Source organism: Cyanobacterium sp. Dongsha4 (assembly GCF_036345015.1).
Taxonomy (GTDB): Bacteria; Cyanobacteriota; Cyanobacteriia; order Cyanobacteriales; family Cyanobacteriaceae; genus PCC-10605.
The window spans coordinates 2,185,636-2,201,599 of the sequence record NZ_CP084098.1; the positions used below are offsets into that span (position 1 = coordinate 2,185,636).

Sequence of the window (15,964 nt, forward strand, 5' to 3'; positions counted from 1 at the left end):
TAACACCCTAATAAGCCCTAATCACTTTCATCAACAATTTTATAATTTTATATATAAGCAATTACTGAGTTAATCGTACAATTGTTCCTAAAAACAAGATAGTAATTAACCAAGGAATAAGCCAAGCGAAAAATTCGATAACTCTAAACCTAATGATTCTTCCTAGGGTAATAGGATTTTGAAAAATTAAATTACGATAAATAAAATTCAGAGAAAAAGAAAAAACAAAGACTAAAAACTTAACAAGAATATCATAAGATTCTGGATAGTGAAAAATAAAAATAGATAAAAATTGTATAATAATTCCTATACAAAAAAAAGTCGCTAAAGGTAAATTTAACAACATAGGAATAAATACAAATTCAGGTTGAATGAAGACACAAATACCATAAATTAGTAACCAAAAAATAAACCATAGTAAGCTAATACCAACTTTCTTGAGAGTTATATACTTTTTACGGTTAGTTGATGGTAAATGTAATTGTTTTAATAAATGGTTGATATTATTCATTGAATGGGTTTTAAAAGAGTGAAATTTGATTTAGGTTTAGTAATGGCTTCAAAACAATTAAATGAATGAGTCGATTTTTCAGAAATATTATCAGATAAATTACAGTAAATATTGTCATCATCAGAAACGAGATTTAAACTCTCTAATATGTTGTTATTAACCAGTAAATAGTTAGGTGATTTGACTAATTGTTTCAATTCTTCTTCATTGATAGCTGTGACTTGACGCTCACTATAAAAGTTTAAGGATGGGCGCTCATAATCAAAATTAATATATACCTTTTTGTTCTTAGGTACAAATTCATTGACTAAGTTTGCCACTGGTTTAACAGCAAAAGCCTCATTTAACTCCCACAACCAATGATTCGAGGAGAAAAACACCATTAAGGATACAAACATTCCCCAAAATAACACAGGAATAAATTGTTGGTCTTTTTTTCTTAACAGTATAGTTACCGATAAAAAAGTAATAAAAAGTAGAATGAAAATTGTCAGTAAATGTTGATCCTGTGGCTTTGTTATGGCAAAATAAATGAAACCCCCCATAATCGCAACTGTAAGCAAAGAGAAAAATTGTTTCCAAGCAGAAGGGTAAGAAATATAAGAGGGTAGAGATTTGACTTCTCCTAAAGCCACTCCCACTGCTAAAGCAAGAGACGGATATATGGGCATTACATACCAAGGAAGTTTTGTGCCCATTAAGGAGATTACAATAAGATAAATACTACTATTAATTAAAATAAATTTTGACCAACTCCAATTCAGATTTTCCCAAGCAAGTTTGAATCCCCACAATGCTAAGAAAATCCAAGGATAAGGATACTTGATTAATTCTACTAAATAATACCAAACCGCTCCTTGATTACCTTCTACGGCAGTAAACACCCGATTCAAAGATTGCTCTTGAATAGCAGTATGAATAAAAGTTTCTCCATAATAAAGATACTGAGCCGCATACCAAGCAACAACAGGTAAAACCCCCAAAATAATGCCACTCCAAAGATAAAAAGAAGTAAGTAGTCTCGGTGTATCCCAGAAAATAAACAAAAATGCGATCGCACCTAATAATACTCCCATCATCCATCCCTTCGTTAAACAAATTAATGCTAAACTAAGACCAACAGGAAAAGCCCACCGCAAATCCCTTCTAGTTTTTAACAAACAAAGGAATAGCAAAATTTGAAAACATAAAGTCGCACCATCCAACATCGCCAAACGTCCATGGCGTATTACAGGCATCATAGTCAGATAAGCTAATGATGAGAATAAGGCATAGTAACGGGGCAGAAATAGCTCTCTAGCCAGTAAATAGAGCAAAGGAACAGAACTAGCAGTCAAAGTTGCTCCTATGATGCGTGTGGAGAATTCACTAACACCAAAGAAATTATATACTACAGCCGTCAAACTGTGAATAAGAGGCGGTTTATTGAGATAGGGTTGATGCCAAATTGTGGGGAAAAGCCAGTGCCAATGAGAAAAAGATGATTCATAAATCTCTCTAGCCACTTGAGCAAATGTACCCTCATCCCAATCCCTTAAAGGTAACGCTCCTAAATTGAGAGAAAATAAAAAAATCGCAGCACAAAATAAAATGAGAACATAAAACCATTCCCACCAAATTTCCTTTGATTTCAGTCTATAAAGGGGAATTTCCCATGTAAATATTTGACGGTTCATAGCATAGTAGATTGTGGGGAGGTGACAGTTCTCTATTAATCTCAAAATTTCCTCAATGGCTAAATGAGAGAACTTAAATAACTACTATAGCAAATAGTTCCAAAACGAAGAACTTTAGTAATTAAGAAAAGGGCAAGGGGCAAAGGTGAAAGTTAAAAGGGCAAAGGGCAAGGGGCAAAGGGCAAAGGTAAATAGTTGATGATAATTAATAACTTCTAACTCCTAACTCCTAACTCCTAACTCCTAAACCCTATTATGCTCCTCTTAAACCATAGGAGGACATTTTCATAATGTCACGGGTAGAAAAGCCAATATTAGCTAAAGCCTCTCCATAACTAATCATAAAGTCTTCAATTAACTCCTCTTTGGGCATTCCTAAAGTTTTTGCGTCTGTTTCTACCTCATTTAACATTCTCCAGATAATAGGTAAATTTTGACGGTTAGCTTCTTCTAATTCTGCTTTAGATGCCTCAAAATTGGCTTTCAACCATTCTTCACCAAAGTTAAGATGTAAGTATTCGTCTTTTACAACACCTTCAGTAATTTTACGAGCAAAAGGATCAGCTACGGGGATATAAATATTATAGGCTGCGATCGCAAATGCTTCAATAATTAAAGCCTGAATGAGTAAACAAGTGACAATTTTTCCTTCTTCCTTAGCTTTTTGGAAATTATTGTGTAACTCGGCAAAATATTTTTGAGCAAAATCCATATCAGGAGTGACACTCAAATTTCTACCACAGGATTGAAAACCCTTTTTGTGACGAAATTCCATTTTCGCCAAACTTGTTAATTCTTTCTCATGGTTGGGAAGCATGGCTATCATATCCATATAATTATCATGGGCTTCTTGTTCACCCTCAATTACAATGGCATTAATGCGACTATAAGCATCCTTATATACGTCACTGTTGAAGTCTATGGTAGGTTCGACAAGTTGTTGCATAAATTGTTAAATCTCCTGTATAGTTTATGTGAGCAAATCTAAACTTAACGACTTCAAAGGTCGTCTTTTATGAAGACAAGATAATCACTCATTTTAATTTAGTTGTTACCTATCTTATCGGTTTTTATTCCACATTGAGGTTTGCTTCTGATTACTTTTACTGATACTTTATCCCTTCATTTATTAATAATCACTGGAAAATAGACTATCGTTAATGGTTACAATTAGTTATTAGAGTTAAGTTTTGGTGAGGGATTGGGGGAGAGGGAAAGAAACTCTTAACTCTCAATTTTTAATTGAAATCTATTTACTGTTCACTAAATTGCAATAGTCCTTTTCATTTTTAATTCTGATGAATTTACCTTCTTTTCTCTGGTTGTGGAAAATTGCCGCTTGGTCAATGGGATTAAGTATCACAGGATATTTACTCCTCGCATTTTCAGGAATATATTTATGGAAAAATCGCACAGAAAAAAAACCTCGTCCTTCTTGGTTGCGTCCTTTTCATTGGATTACAGGCACAATCTTAGTGATTCTTATTCTTGTTCTTTTATCCATCGGTTTAATCGGAACTATTGGATATTATGGTAGCTTAGGACACTCTTGGCATCTACCTGCGGGTTTAACCGTTGTTACATTAGTTTTATTATCTGCATGGACTTCAACTCAGATACATCCTTCTCGCCCTTGGGCAAGGAAACTTCATGTTAATGTAAATATTGCTTTATTTTTTGCCTTACTGACAGTGGGTTTGACAGGTTTATTTGTTGTCCAAAAATATCTGCCTTAAAACTACCTCAGTTTGACCTTAAATAGTAATTTAAGTTCGACAAGAGGCAAAAGTGTTTAATTCACACAAACCCTAACACCTGAAACCCTAAACCTTACCTTACCCAATATTCTTAAACTGAACTGAGGTTAATTACTAACTCCTTTTCCGAAGAATTTGGGCGGTTTTGTAATAGTATAAACCTCTGTTTCTTTCTCAATACATTGACGTACATAACCCGGAGCTTGTAACATTCCTAATAGGCTAATACCATCAAAAGAGCGAAAATCAGCAGTGGTTTTTTGTTCGAGTAAAAGGTCAACTTTTTCTGGGTTAGGTCTAGTTTCAAATGTTGCCTCAGAGGCGATCGCAAAGCCCCATGATGAGCCGTAAGTACAAGTTGGAGCAAAATAAGAGTGAACGTTGCTAAAAACTGTTTTAAGGGTATTTACTAAACGTCCATGAATATGTAAATTGGCAGGTGCGATCGGACCTGCTTGTATTACAACGATGCCATTTTCTCTCAAAATCTTCTTAAGACGGGCAAAATATTCTTGAGTAAATAATTGGAAAGAAGGTCCTTCTTCAATGGGGTCAGACAAATCAGAAATTATTACATCCCATTTTGCTTCACTATTATCAATAACTTCAAAAGCATCACCAATCACTAAATCTAAACGAGGGTCATCAAATGAACCTTGGTGCATTTCTGGTAAATACTCTTTACAGGCTTCTACCACATCTCCATCAATGTCCACCATTTTCGCTTGTTTCACACTATGCCAACGGAAAACTTCTCTGGTGGTTGCACCTTCTCCGCCCCCTAAAATCAAAACATTTTCAGGATTAGGATGATTTACCATCGCTGGATGCACTAATGCTTCATGGTATAAAAACTCATCTCCTGTACAAGATTGCCATTTACCATCCAATACCAAAGCCTTACCATAAGCACCACTTTCCACAATATACATTTCTTGATAAGGGGTTTTCTTATGTGCCAAAATACTGGTAATTCCGTGAGCATAAATATCGTAAGGGGTAATATACTCACTAATCCAAACATCAGCGTTGACGATTGATCCAGCCATAATTGCCGTTGTTCTCCTAATAAAATGCAAACTTATATTGTAACAATTTTTTTATCTTGAAACCAATGTTTTTATCAATTTTTTTACCTGATACTCAACACCTGTTTCACACCGAAGATTTTAGTATTGAACGGACGGTTGTATCAAAGATTTTAAAGAGATTTCTACACTCTATTTAAGTTAGACTAAGAATAATTAAGAGTAAGAAAAATAAAATATGAAAGCTACCAACGAAATTATTATCATTGGTGGAGGAATTATTGGACTGGCGATCGCCATTGAGTTAAAATTAAGGGGTATCGGTGTCACTATCCTCAGCCGAAACTATCAACAAGCCGCCACTAACGCCGCCGCAGGAATGTTAGCACCTAGGGCGGAGGGGTTGCCTCAAGGAGAAATGTTAGATTTAGCTTTAGCGAGTTTAGCTCTTTATCCTGAATGGGTAGCAAAATTAGAGCAAATTAGTGGAGAAGATACCGATTTTAACCCCTGTGGTATCATTGCCCCTGTGTATCAAGCTCCCCAGAAAATAGAGCAGGATTATCATAGTGCTTGGTTAGATAAAAAAACCCTCCAATATTATCAGCCTAACCTGAGTGAAGATATTGTCGGCGGTTGGTGGTATCCCGAAGAAGGACAAGTTGATCCTCGTCGCTTAGGTAAAATGTTGTTACAGGTAGCTCAATCCCTTGGTGTGGAAATAAAAGAAGGAGTAGAGGCGATCGCATTTAGTCGGGAACACGGCAAAATCAAAAATGTTTTAACCAAATCAGGTATATTTTCAGCAGATATTTATATTCTTGCCGGAGGTGCATGGAGCGGTAAACTTAACCCTTTACCTGTAAAACCCATAAAAGGGGAAATGTTAAGCCTAAAAATGCCCTTAGAAATGCCCTTAGAAAGGGTAATTTTCGGAGATAATACCTACCTTGTACCCAAACAAGACGGCAGATTAATTGTCGGGGCAACGGTAGAAGATAAAGGATGGCACGAAGGCAACACCGCCCAAGGTATTAATGAACTATTGAAAAGAGCGATAAAACTTTATCCTCCTTTAGCAGATTGGCAATTATTAGAAACATGGTATGGCTATCGCCCCGGCACTCCCGATGAAAAACCAATTTTTGGTTATGGAGATGCCCAAAATCTGATTCTAGCGACAGGGCATTATCGCAATGGTATTTTATTAGCACCGATTACCGCCCAACTAATTAGTAACCTAGTAAGTGATAAAATTACAGAACCTTTAATTAAACCTTTTACTTATCAACGTTTTCAAGAAAATTTATCCCCCTCTACTTCTTCGATTATGAACTATCCTACCCCTCTTAATAACGGTAAACTAATTTCTACTTCTACTCCTGATTTGAGTAGCGATGATGATACTTTGATAATTGCTGGACGAAAATTTAATTCTCGTTTAATGACAGGTACAGGTAAATATAAAACTATCCCCTTAATGCAACAAAGTGTGATTGCTAGTGGTTGCGATATTGTTACGGTTGCCGTTAGACGAGTACAAAGTAATGCACCGGGTCATGAGGGATTAGCCGAAGCCCTTGATTGGAAGCGTATTTGGATGCTCCCGAATACCGCAGGATGTACTAATGCAGAAGAAGCCATCAGAGTGGCGCGTTTAGGAAGAGAAATGGCAAAATTACTTGGTCAAGAAGATAATAATTTTGTCAAACTGGAAGTTATACCCGACTCTAAATATTTATTACCAGATCCGATCGGAACACTACAAGCGGCGGAGCAGTTAGTTAAAGAGGGTTTTGCGGTGTTACCCTATATTAATGCAGATCCTTTACTATGCAAACGTTTAGAAGAAGTCGGATGTGTTACAGTTATGCCATTGGGTTCTCCCATTGGTTCAGGGCAGGGTATTAAAAATTTAGAAAATATCAAAATTATTATTGAGCAGTCTAATGTTCCTGTTGTGATTGATGCGGGGATTGGCACTCCTAGCGAAGCCTGTTTAGGTATGGAAATTGGTGCAGATGCTTTATTAATCAACAGTGCGATCGCACTTGCTCAAAATCCCGTGAAAATGGCAAAAGCTATGGGATTAGCTACCCAAGCAGGTAGAATGGCTTATCAAGCAGGACGTATTCCGATTAAAACTCATGCTAATGCTAGTTCTCCTTTAACTGGAGTTATTAAATAGGGCAAAGTTAAAAGGGGAAAGGGTAAACCCCCCTTTATCCCCCCTCGAGAGGGGGGAGGGCAAAGGTAGATAGTTGATAATTAAGAATTAAAAACCCCTAACTCTTGTACTGGCGAATAGCCATTCGCCCCTAACTAACTCCAAACTCTCTCTTCTGTCATCTCCCTATCCTCCCAATACCCCAACACCCTAAAACCTAACTAAATCAAACATTTCTGCTGAACAACAGAGGTAAATTAATGATGATACCCGGTTGCTTCTTGGGCAGTTAAAGGTTTAGAAATGGGATGTTTTTCAAAATAATCAAGACAACGCTTCATATCTTCAACTAATAAAGATGCTAAGTCTCGACTGACACCATGGCGAACTAAAATACGTTGAATAACCATATGTTGGCAATTAGCAGGTAAGGAATAAGCAGGAACTTGCCAACCACGAGAACGGAGGCGATCGGCAAAATCATAAAGGGTATAGCCTTTTGTGTCATAATTATCTTTGATTTTCCAACTTATGGCTGGAATCCCTGATTTTTCATCACCATTATATAGAATCTCGAAAGGCTCTATTTTTGCTATTTCTTCAGCTAAATATTGGGCAGTTTCATAACAGGCCATTTGAATTTTGCGGTAGCCTTCTTTTCCCAGACGCAAAAAATTATAGTATTGACAAATTATTTGACCCCCAGGACGAGAAAAATTGAGAGCGAATACCGACATTTCTCCGCCTAGATAATTGACTTTGAAAATTAGTTCTTCGGGTAAGTCTTCTTTATCACGCCAAATAATCCAACCACATCCCAGAGGTGCTAAACCAAATTTATGTCCAGAGCTATTGATGGATTTAACACGAGGTAGGCGAAAATCCCATTCTAATTCTGGAACACAAAAGGGAGCAAGAAAAGCACCACTAGCCCCGTCCACATGAATTGGTATATCCCAACCTTTTTCCTCTTGTAGTTTATCTAAAGCATCACTAACCGCTTTTACTGGTTCATAGCCACAGGTGAACGTTACTCCAAGGGTTGGCACAACACCGATGGTATTTTCATCACAACGCTTAATCACTTCTTCAGGAGTCATTAATAAACGGTTTTCTTCCATCGGAATTTCTCGCAACTCTATATCCCAATAACGGGCGAATTTATGCCAACATATTTGCACAGGTCCACAAATTAAATTAGGTTTGTCTGTTGGTTTGCCTAGGGCTTCCATTTTTTTGCGCCAACGCCATTTCATCGCTAATCCGCCAAGCATTGCCGCTTCGCTAGAGCCAGTGGTAGAACATCCCATGGTATTTACCGCATCAGGGGAATTCCAAAGGTCTGCTAACATATGAACACAACGAGATTCTAGTTCTGCTGTTTGGGGATACTCGTCTTTATCTACCATATTTTTATCTATGCACTCATCCATGAGTTTATGAACTTCTGGTTCGAGCCAAGTTTGACAAAATGTAGCTAAATTCTGACGAGCGTTACCATCAAGCATTAATTCATCGTGAATCAATTGATAAACATGGCGGGGTTCGTTTTCTTTGTCAGGAAACCGATACTTCGGCATCGCTTTAGATAAATCGACTGATGCGTAAATATCATCGTTGATATATTCACGAATAAAATCTTTTTCTGAAAGTGCCATAACTAAAATTTATTGAATCCTCAACATCAGGTTAGCTGACAAATTGATGATTTCAACAAAAAATATCCTTGATTAATTTAAACTTAGTTTAGGTGGGAGAACTAACCGAAGCGATGACAAAGGGTTGCACAATCAAGGTTTTAAATTTTATTTCTGGTTCTTCATTCCAGTTACTCAATTCTTCTGAAGAGGGTTTTTTTATTAACTGCTCACTAATCCAATTTTGTACTAAGAAAGTATCATCAAGTGCGATCGCACATCCTACTTCAATAAGATCTAGTTGAGGGTGTACAATAATAAGAGCATCTCTTTGAGCGTGGGGTATTAAATCTTTCCAATCAACTTCTGCTAACTGTTCTTTTAATTGTGCTTTAAAATCTGACATGAATCAATAATTACTTAATATCACTTTTGGTTATTGTACCAGTGATTGATAATCGGAAAAATAGACTATTTAGAAATAATTATGCTTAATAATCAACAATTTTTAACTCAAGAAGAATCTTTAGCGGTGGAGGCAAGTCTATTAACTTCGGAAGAAAAATTTTTAACTCGATTGACAATTTCTTCCTTGAGAGTTTTACAGTTAATAGCTCAAGATTTAGGTGTTTCAGTAGATTCTTTAAGTAGTGAACAAATTATTGCTTGGATGGAAAAAGATAGCAAAGTTAGACGAGAACAAGGAATAGATAAAGCTATTTTAAAATGGTAAAGATGTTTCACAACTAATATAGTATTACCATATCGAACTTTTTTAGTTCTTCTGCTGAAAAAAGTTTAATTATTTTTGATCAATATTTCCCTATTTTTGACTTGAGCAATTTTATTTTTAATTAAAGTAGAAGTAGCAGTGAGGTTAGGGGATTCAATTAACTTAACAACCGCTTCTATCTGCTCAAAATTAGGCATCTTTTGCAAGTTTTGGGCTAAAAAATCCTTAACAATTCTTCTTTGGAAATTAAGACTAATTTTTCTGAGTTCTTCACATTTTAAGCTGTTATTTTCTGGATTATAAACTTGTTCATAAAGTCTGGCTGTTTCCCGTTTTAAATAGGTTAAATCTGCCCTAAGAATTTCGGCAGTTTGGGTTAAATGTTTTTCTATTTGAGGATTAAATTCTGTTTGTAAGTAAGGCATTAAATCTAAACGAATGCGATTACGAGCAAATTTACGCTCTTGATTATATTTATCTTCCCATACTGGTAACTGCCACTTATGACAAAATTGCCCTGTTTCTTGCCTTGTAAAATCGAGCAAAGGGCGTACAAGGGTTAAATTATCATTTATTTTTCTCCTCCAATTCAACGCAGTTAACCCTTCTATTCCTGCTCCTCTCATTAAATTATAGATAAATGTTTCGGCGCGATCGCTTCTTGTGTGTCCTGTTAAAAGATAATTAAAATCATACTCATTAGCAATATTAATCAAGGCTTCATAACGATATTTTCTTGCCTCTCCTTCCCTTTCCCTAATTTTTTCTTGGGCTCGAGATAGATAAAAATTAACCCCCCAATCATCACATATCTTAGCAATATGAGAACTTAAACCTCGATCGCATTCCCATTGATGATCAAAATGTGCGATCGCAATTTTCCAAGACCATTTAGACTGTAAATCTAAGCACAAACGAGCTAAACAGAGAGAATCCTGGCCACCAGAAACAGCAATCAAAATTCTGCTCGATTTAGGCAATAAGTCTCTATCTTTTAATAACTTATGCAACCTAGCATGATTTAAAGTCCAAACAGATTCACCCATAAATACAGATTGAATAAAATCTTGATTATGATTAACCAGATATAAGATTAAGTTTCTTTTGTTTAAGAACAGTATATTTAGCGATTGCTTCAAAATCTCTATCACAATGATATAAGATAAAATTACTCTCCATAGCCATAACTGCGATGGCACAGTCAATATTACTGCGAATAGTAACTCCCTTACGGCGAAGCTCAAAATATAACCTAGCACAATTATCCCAAATGGAAGAATAATCAGGTTCAAGATAATTTTGTCTTGTTAGATAAGAACTTATTTTTATCCACTCAATCTCGTCTTTGCATCCTTGTAAAAGTTCCATTCTGGCAAAAATAGGAAGGAAATAATTTCTTCCATCAATCATCTTTTTGAGTTGTGCTGACTTAATCTTGGACTTATCCCGTAACACTTCAATCCAAATTGACGTATCAATCAATAACATAACGATTTGTTCTTACCATATTAGTGCCAAAACCATCGATAAATTCAATCTCCCCCGCCAATTCTAAAAGGTCTTTTTGAGTGTGATTTTTGACTAATTCAGCTAAAGCAAAATTCACTAATTCTTTTTTGGTTCTCAATCCTGTGATAGCAAAGCCTTTTTTTACAAGTTTTTCATCCAGATCAATATTTGTTTTCATAATAGCAAACAATCAACACAATATACAATATTATAAACACTATGTACAAAGTTAGCTGAATTCCCAACACCCTTAACACTCTAACACCCTAACTTCAAACTCCGAACTATTCAATAATTATCATTGTCTGATTGACCATTAACCAATAAACTTTCTAATAAAAGCTATTTGATAGAAAAATTTTATGAAAAGAGTACTAAGCATCATCTTAGGCGGAGGCGCAGGTACAAGACTTTACCCCCTCACCAAACTACGGGCAAAACCAGCCGTGCCTTTAGCGGGGAAATATCGTTTAATAGACATTCCTATTAGCAACTGTATCAACTCAGAGATATTAAAAATCTACGTTTTAACCCAATTTAACTCTGCTTCCTTAAACCGTCACATTAGCAAAGCCTATAACTTTTCAGGCTTCAGTGATGGATTTGTAGAAGTATTAGCCGCCCAACAAACCAAAGAAAATCCTGATTGGTTTCAGGGTACAGCAGATGCAGTACGTCAATACTTATGGCTATTTGAAGAATGGGATGTAGATGAATATATTATCTTATCAGGAGATCATCTCTATCGCATGGATTATAGTAAATTTGTGCAACATCACCGTGACACTAATGCCGATATTACTATATCCGTTGTACCCATTGACGAACAAAGAGCCTCAGCTTTCGGTTTAATGAAAATCGATGATAGTGGCAGAATTATCAGCTTCAGTGAAAAACCAGAAGGAGAAGCCCTCAAACAGATGGCTGTAGATACCTCTATTTTAGGTTTAAATCCTGAACAAGCTAAAGAAAAACCCTATATTGCTTCAATGGGTATTTATGTCTTCAAAAAAGAAGTATTAGAAAAACTACTAAGACAAAATCCCAATCAAACAGACTTCGGAAAAGAAGTTATCCCCTTTGCCGCAAAAGATCATCGCATTCAGGCATACTTATATAAAGGTTATTGGGAAGATATTGGAACTATTGAGGCTTTCTATGACGCAAATTTAGCTCTAACCAATCAACCTCAACCTGATTTCAGTTTCTACGACGAAAAAGCACCTATTTATACTCGTTCTCGTTATTTGCCTCCCACCAAACTCTTAAATTCTAATGTAACCCAATCCATTATCGGCGAGGGTTGCATCATCAAAGAATGTCGTATTAATCACTGTGTATTAGGAGTTCGTACTCGCATAGAAAACAACTGCATTGTCGAAGATACTTTAGTAATGGGTGCTGATTTCTACGAGCCTTTTAGTGCCAGAAAAAGCAAAATTGAACAAGGTAGCGTTCCAGTTGGAATTGGAGCAAACTCCACCATAAGAAGAGCTATTATCGACAAAAATGCACGAATAGGTCAAAACGTTATCATCACAAATAAAGACAGAGTGGAAGAAGCTAATCGAGAAGATGAAGGTTTCTTAATCCGTAATGGCATTATCGTCATTATCAAAAATGCTGTTATTCCTGATAACACAGTTATTTAGAGAATTTATCGTAAAGGTTTAGGGTGTTGGGGTGTAAGGTTGTTGGGAGATTAGGGGATTGGGGTATTAGAGAGAAGTTAATTATACACTTTTGCCCTCACCCCTCGAAAGGGGGGATAAAGGAAAGGGGGTTTACCTCTTGCCTACCCTAACCTACAATTTTGGATTAAACTTAGATTAACTCCAATCTTCTCTGTCTTCATCCCCTTTCACTTTTTTGCGATAGATAGATCTATCTTGATGCAACTTCCTTGATTCTGCAAATAATTCATCTTCCGTCATTTCCCATTGTTGTAAGATGGAGTCCAAGTCAAATTGAATATCTCTAGCACCGGGAAAATTTTGGTAGCGTATTTTTAGCCTTGCCACTTCCGCTAAATTATAGTCATTTTTCCCCTCAACAAATATTTGTTTAACTATTTCTCTATCTATGTGTCCTAAAGGATGTTTTTGATCTATTGCCATGATGTTATAAAAATTATTTTTATCATTTATTGCCCTTAATCCAAAGTATTATAGTAAAAAGTCATATTGAAGATGAAACAAAGTAGATGTTTACTGGATTAGTACAAGGGATTGGACAAATCAGAAATTTAGGAAATGATTTATATCAGATAGATATTGACTCTCAAGCCCAACATCTTATTTGTCATGATTTGGAAATAGGAGATAGTGTTGCTGTTGATGGTATTTGTTTAACAGTAGAAAAGATTTTGCAAGGAGGCTTTACCGCTACTGCTTCCCCTGAAACTCTGCAACGTACAACATTGGGAAAAAGTACTATTAAACAGAAAAAAGTTAATCTCGAAACTTCGCTCAGAGTGGGTAGTAAGATTGGGGGACATTTTGTGAGTGGTCATGTAGATGGAATTGGTTGTTTAATAGAGTCAGTAAATAAACAGCAGTCGTGGGAAATGACTTTTTCTTTCCCCTCTGAGCTAAAAAGGCAATGGCAAGAATATATTGCTCCTTATATTGTTTCTAAGGCTAGTATTGCCGTTAATGGGGTTAGTTTAACTATTGCAAGGTGTGATAGTCAATCTGGGGAATGGTTTACTGTTGCGGTTATTCCTCACACTTATGCTCAAACTAATTTATCTTTATTACAAGCGGGAGATTGGGTTAATTTAGAGAGTGATATTTTGGGTAAATATGTGGACAGATTAATTAGTCATCGTCTCGGAAAATCTATTCAAGAAGATATTAGCTTAGATTTTTTGGCAACTCACGGTTATCTATAAAATCGCCTCAGTTTGACCCCAGGTCGATATAAAATTGTCGGTTAAGGTAGGCAAAGAAAAACCCCTCTGTATCTCCCCTTAAAAGGCAGGACTGTTTCAAAGTAGAAATACAAAAACGCTAAAACTATTGCCAGTAAAAGAATATAGGATTTTAGAGCTTTGAGGATTAAGAAGTAGTTAAAAATGTTTAGATTATCAATTTATAACCATAAACCATTAAAAACTATTGCAAGAGTGCCTATTCCCCATTCCCTGCCCTTAAAAGGGGAGAAGGGCAAAAGGCAATAGTACTAATAATTGATTGACATAAACTACCTTGTTTAAAGCTATTTGATTTAGCTAAGTAAGGCTTTAGTTTCAGACTCTCCAGCTTTATTCAACATTTTTTTAAGCTGATAATTAAAACCAATAATTACCACAATCTGAGTTAAGAAACTAACTAACAAGGGTAAAAATGAAACCTCTGCTACTGCTACTGCGGGGAAAGGAGAAAATAGCCAAAAATTAGCCAATCCAGAACTACCTGTAATAATAACACTCCAAAATGGAGCAATAATTAAGGTACTGACTACAGTGGTAGCAATGAGATTTCTTTTTTTGGTTTTTAATAATAATAATAGTTGATAAATCGTAGCGTAAATTACCATCATCAGTGCCCCAAGAATTAATCCTGTGAGCATCAATACCTTATCTTCACCCCATGAAAAAATTACAATAGCAGGGGTTACATATAAGTTTATCAGTAAAATATTAAGTGCGATCGCACCTATAGCAGGACTTTTCTCTCCTAATAATAAATCTTTAGCTAAATGTCGATGGTTAAAATTTTCGTACCGAAAACGACTCCAATCAAGTAAAGTTTGTCGTTGAGGAGTTAAAGCAAGAGTTATCAATAAAAGATAAAAGAAATTAACAATCAGAAAAACGATTAACTTATCCTTAAAATCAGAACCTGAAAGACTATTTTCTTGTAACGTAAAACCAAGGTTGAAGACAATAAAACAAGCGGAAATTAAATAACTATGATATTTGGAAATCGCTACCTCATGGGGATTATGAAAACGACGTTTAACACCCTTCCATAACCAGAAAGTCCAAACACCATAATTGGCGATAATTAAAGCAAAACCACTCCAACTATTTTGCCACCAAAAATTACCATACCAATTAAGATTACTTAATCCTTCTGCAGATAAATAGCCAATGGTATTAGGAGAAAGAAAAGTTGCTTTAACTAAATAGACTAGAAACATTCCGGGATAAAAAAGTGCAAACCAATCAAAAGACGTTGCACTCCAGCGATAAGCCTCTAAAGAAACCCCCATATTGGTTAAACAGAAAAAGAAAATAGCTAAACTACCTAGCCATGCCTGAAAACCACCTAAACCATTAGAAACTAAACTAAACAATAAACTAGCTGTATAGAAGAATAAACAACTAGCCCCTAACACTAGATAAAAACCGAAAATTAAAATAGGGGGGATATTTGCTTTCAAACCTGTGAAAAAATGTAAAGGAAGAGCTAAAGCACCAAAGAGATAGACTAATATAGGTACACCAAGCATTTTTCCCGCCAGAATAGTCATGGCAGATTGAGGAGTTAGACGGAGAAAATTAAGAGTATTTCGAGTATTTTCTTTACAAATATCGTCAATTAACATATAACTACCAACTACCAAGAGAATAAAAATACCCATAATGCTCATGGTAGTAAATACATCTAACCACCATAATTCTTTCAGAGTCATAATATTGCCTAATAAATCTTCTTGGCACACTCCAAAATGAGAATAAGAATCGGCAGGAGTAGCAGTGCAATAACGGTTACTATATCGATGTTTTACCGTAGGTAATAAATTATTGAAGTAAAGATATAGTAATATTTGACCAATAATTGATGCTAAAGAAACGATGGCAACATTTTTGGGTTTCAACTTACCTTTCACTTCTCTAAACAATTGGGGGTTTCTCGCACCTATAGAATCAACAACATGGGGATAAAATTGCCTGAACATACTCCCTATCTCTCCTTATTTATTTACTCAATGAATTA

The 15,964-nt window shown here is 35.7% G+C and carries 16 protein-coding genes; 5 read left to right on the forward strand and 11 right to left on the reverse strand.

The features are described 5' to 3' along the window. Window positions 1–61 precede the first annotated feature (61 nt). From Dongsha4_RS09490 to Dongsha4_RS09500, 3 genes are all read right to left on the reverse strand, one after another. Entirely contained in the window at window positions 62–511 is a 450-nt protein-coding gene (locus Dongsha4_RS09490) for a hypothetical protein (protein WP_330202166.1), read from the reverse strand. Continuing rightward, window positions 508–2,187, reverse strand: coding sequence for a glycosyltransferase family 39 protein (locus Dongsha4_RS09495; protein WP_330202167.1), 1,680 nt, complete (start codon window positions 2,185–2,187; stop codon window positions 508–510). The genes Dongsha4_RS09490 and Dongsha4_RS09495 overlap by 4 nt, the downstream gene beginning before the upstream one ends. 253 nt (window positions 2,188–2,440) lie before the next feature. Next, a complete protein-coding gene (locus Dongsha4_RS09500) occupies window positions 2,441–3,133 on the reverse strand; it encodes an aldehyde oxygenase (deformylating) (RefSeq protein ID WP_330202168.1) in 693 nt (230 codons plus the stop codon). 352 nt (window positions 3,134–3,485) lie between these two features. On the opposite strand from Dongsha4_RS09500, the gene Dongsha4_RS09505 reads away from it, so the two are divergent. Beyond that, window positions 3,486–3,923, forward strand: coding sequence for a DUF4079 domain-containing protein (locus Dongsha4_RS09505; protein WP_330202169.1), 438 nt, complete (start codon window positions 3,486–3,488; stop codon window positions 3,921–3,923). Between the two features lie 128 nt (window positions 3,924–4,051). Here the strand turns inward: Dongsha4_RS09505 and Dongsha4_RS09510 are convergent, their stop codons facing one another. Next, a complete protein-coding gene (locus tag Dongsha4_RS09510) occupies window positions 4,052–4,993 on the reverse strand; it encodes a spermidine synthase (RefSeq protein WP_330202170.1) in 942 nt (313 codons plus the stop codon). Window positions 4,994–5,210: 217 nt separating this feature from the next. Here Dongsha4_RS09510 and thiO point away from each other — a divergent pair, with 217 nt between their 5' ends. After that, complete coding sequence (gene thiO / locus Dongsha4_RS09515; RefSeq protein ID WP_330202171.1) at window positions 5,211–7,160, forward strand: glycine oxidase ThiO; 1,950 nt, start codon at window positions 5,211–5,213, stop codon at window positions 7,158–7,160. Between the two features lie 236 nt (window positions 7,161–7,396). On the opposite strand, the gene Dongsha4_RS09520 is transcribed toward thiO, so the two are convergent. Both Dongsha4_RS09520 and Dongsha4_RS09525 read right to left on the reverse strand, forming a co-directional pair. Then, window positions 7,397–8,797: a glutamate decarboxylase gene (locus Dongsha4_RS09520; protein WP_330202172.1), complete on the reverse strand. Its 1,401-nt coding sequence runs from the start codon at window positions 8,795–8,797 to the stop codon at window positions 7,397–7,399. 88 nt (window positions 8,798–8,885) lie between these two features. After that, window positions 8,886–9,182 (reverse strand): DUF2288 domain-containing protein, encoded by a 297-nt coding sequence (locus Dongsha4_RS09525; RefSeq protein ID WP_330202173.1) that lies wholly within the window; start codon window positions 9,180–9,182, stop codon window positions 8,886–8,888. An 81-nt stretch (window positions 9,183–9,263) separates the two neighbouring features. Here Dongsha4_RS09525 and Dongsha4_RS09530 point away from each other — a divergent pair, with 81 nt between their 5' ends. Beyond that, entirely contained in the window at window positions 9,264–9,509 is a 246-nt protein-coding gene (locus Dongsha4_RS09530; protein ID WP_330202174.1) for a hypothetical protein, read from the forward strand. A gap of 65 nt (window positions 9,510–9,574) precedes the next feature. Here Dongsha4_RS09530 and tilS read toward each other — a convergent pair whose 3' ends face one another. The 3 genes from tilS to Dongsha4_RS09545 are packed head-to-tail and all read right to left on the reverse strand — an operon-like array spanning window position 9,575 to window position 11,196. Then, window positions 9,575–10,555: a tRNA lysidine(34) synthetase TilS gene (gene tilS, locus Dongsha4_RS09535; protein ID WP_330202175.1), complete on the reverse strand. Its 981-nt coding sequence runs from the start codon at window positions 10,553–10,555 to the stop codon at window positions 9,575–9,577. 31 nt (window positions 10,556–10,586) lie between these two features. Further along, the gene (vapC, locus tag Dongsha4_RS09540) at window positions 10,587–10,997 is read right to left on the reverse strand and encodes a type II toxin-antitoxin system VapC family toxin (protein ID WP_330202176.1); all 411 of its coding nucleotides are present in this window, start codon (window positions 10,995–10,997) and stop codon (window positions 10,587–10,589) included. Then, complete coding sequence (locus Dongsha4_RS09545; protein ID WP_330202177.1) at window positions 10,984–11,196, reverse strand: type II toxin-antitoxin system VapB family antitoxin; 213 nt, start codon at window positions 11,194–11,196, stop codon at window positions 10,984–10,986. The genes vapC and Dongsha4_RS09545 overlap by 14 nt, the downstream gene beginning before the upstream one ends. Window positions 11,197–11,380: 184 nt before the next feature. Here Dongsha4_RS09545 and Dongsha4_RS09550 point away from each other — a divergent pair, with 184 nt between their 5' ends. After that, entirely contained in the window at window positions 11,381–12,670 is a 1,290-nt protein-coding gene (locus Dongsha4_RS09550; protein ID WP_330202178.1) for a glucose-1-phosphate adenylyltransferase, read from the forward strand. Window positions 12,671–12,847: 177 nt separating this feature from the next. On the opposite strand, the gene Dongsha4_RS09555 is transcribed toward Dongsha4_RS09550, so the two are convergent. Further along, window positions 12,848–13,135: a DUF3288 family protein gene (locus Dongsha4_RS09555; protein WP_330202179.1), complete on the reverse strand. Its 288-nt coding sequence runs from the start codon at window positions 13,133–13,135 to the stop codon at window positions 12,848–12,850. Between the two features lie 86 nt (window positions 13,136–13,221). On the opposite strand from Dongsha4_RS09555, the gene Dongsha4_RS09560 reads away from it, so the two are divergent. Beyond that, window positions 13,222–13,911 carry a riboflavin synthase gene (locus Dongsha4_RS09560; RefSeq protein ID WP_330202180.1) on the forward strand — a complete coding sequence of 230 codons (690 nt, stop codon included), beginning with the start codon at window positions 13,222–13,224 and terminating at the stop codon, window positions 13,909–13,911. A gap of 335 nt (window positions 13,912–14,246) precedes the next feature. Here Dongsha4_RS09560 and Dongsha4_RS09565 read toward each other — a convergent pair whose 3' ends face one another. Beyond that, window positions 14,247–15,926 carry an ABC transporter permease gene (locus Dongsha4_RS09565; protein ID WP_330202181.1) on the reverse strand — a complete coding sequence of 560 codons (1,680 nt, stop codon included), beginning with the start codon at window positions 15,924–15,926 and terminating at the stop codon, window positions 14,247–14,249. Between the last annotated feature and the right edge of the window lie 38 nt (window positions 15,927–15,964).

Excerpts from the sequence above, each read along its gene's own strand:
- Dongsha4_RS09490 (WP_330202166.1), bottom strand. The coding sequence starts at position 511 with ATGAATAATATCAACCATTTATTAAAACAATTACATTTACCATCAACT.
- Dongsha4_RS09495 (WP_330202167.1), bottom strand. The coding sequence starts at position 2,187 with ATGAACCGTCAAATATTTACATGGGAAATTCCCCTTTATAGACTGAAA.
- Dongsha4_RS09500 (WP_330202168.1), bottom strand. The coding sequence starts at position 3,133 with ATGCAACAACTTGTCGAACCTACCATAGACTTCAACAGTGACGTATAT.
- Dongsha4_RS09505 (WP_330202169.1), top strand. The coding sequence starts at position 3,486 with ATGAATTTACCTTCTTTTCTCTGGTTGTGGAAAATTGCCGCTTGGTCA.
- Dongsha4_RS09510 (WP_330202170.1), bottom strand. The coding sequence starts at position 4,993 with ATGGCTGGATCAATCGTCAACGCTGATGTTTGGATTAGTGAGTATATT.
- thiO (WP_330202171.1), top strand. The coding sequence starts at position 5,211 with ATGAAAGCTACCAACGAAATTATTATCATTGGTGGAGGAATTATTGGA.
- Dongsha4_RS09520 (WP_330202172.1), bottom strand. The coding sequence starts at position 8,797 with ATGGCACTTTCAGAAAAAGATTTTATTCGTGAATATATCAACGATGAT.
- Dongsha4_RS09525 (WP_330202173.1), bottom strand. The coding sequence starts at position 9,182 with ATGTCAGATTTTAAAGCACAATTAAAAGAACAGTTAGCAGAAGTTGAT.
- Dongsha4_RS09530 (WP_330202174.1), top strand. The coding sequence starts at position 9,264 with ATGCTTAATAATCAACAATTTTTAACTCAAGAAGAATCTTTAGCGGTG.
- tilS (WP_330202175.1), bottom strand. The coding sequence starts at position 10,555 with ATGGGTGAATCTGTTTGGACTTTAAATCATGCTAGGTTGCATAAGTTA.
- vapC (WP_330202176.1), bottom strand. The coding sequence starts at position 10,997 with ATGTTATTGATTGATACGTCAATTTGGATTGAAGTGTTACGGGATAAG.
- Dongsha4_RS09545 (WP_330202177.1), bottom strand. The coding sequence starts at position 11,196 with ATGAAAACAAATATTGATCTGGATGAAAAACTTGTAAAAAAAGGCTTT.
- Dongsha4_RS09550 (WP_330202178.1), top strand. The coding sequence starts at position 11,381 with ATGAAAAGAGTACTAAGCATCATCTTAGGCGGAGGCGCAGGTACAAGA.
- Dongsha4_RS09555 (WP_330202179.1), bottom strand. The coding sequence starts at position 13,135 with ATGGCAATAGATCAAAAACATCCTTTAGGACACATAGATAGAGAAATA.
- Dongsha4_RS09560 (WP_330202180.1), top strand. The coding sequence starts at position 13,222 with ATGTTTACTGGATTAGTACAAGGGATTGGACAAATCAGAAATTTAGGA.
- Dongsha4_RS09565 (WP_330202181.1), bottom strand. The coding sequence starts at position 15,926 with ATGTTCAGGCAATTTTATCCCCATGTTGTTGATTCTATAGGTGCGAGA.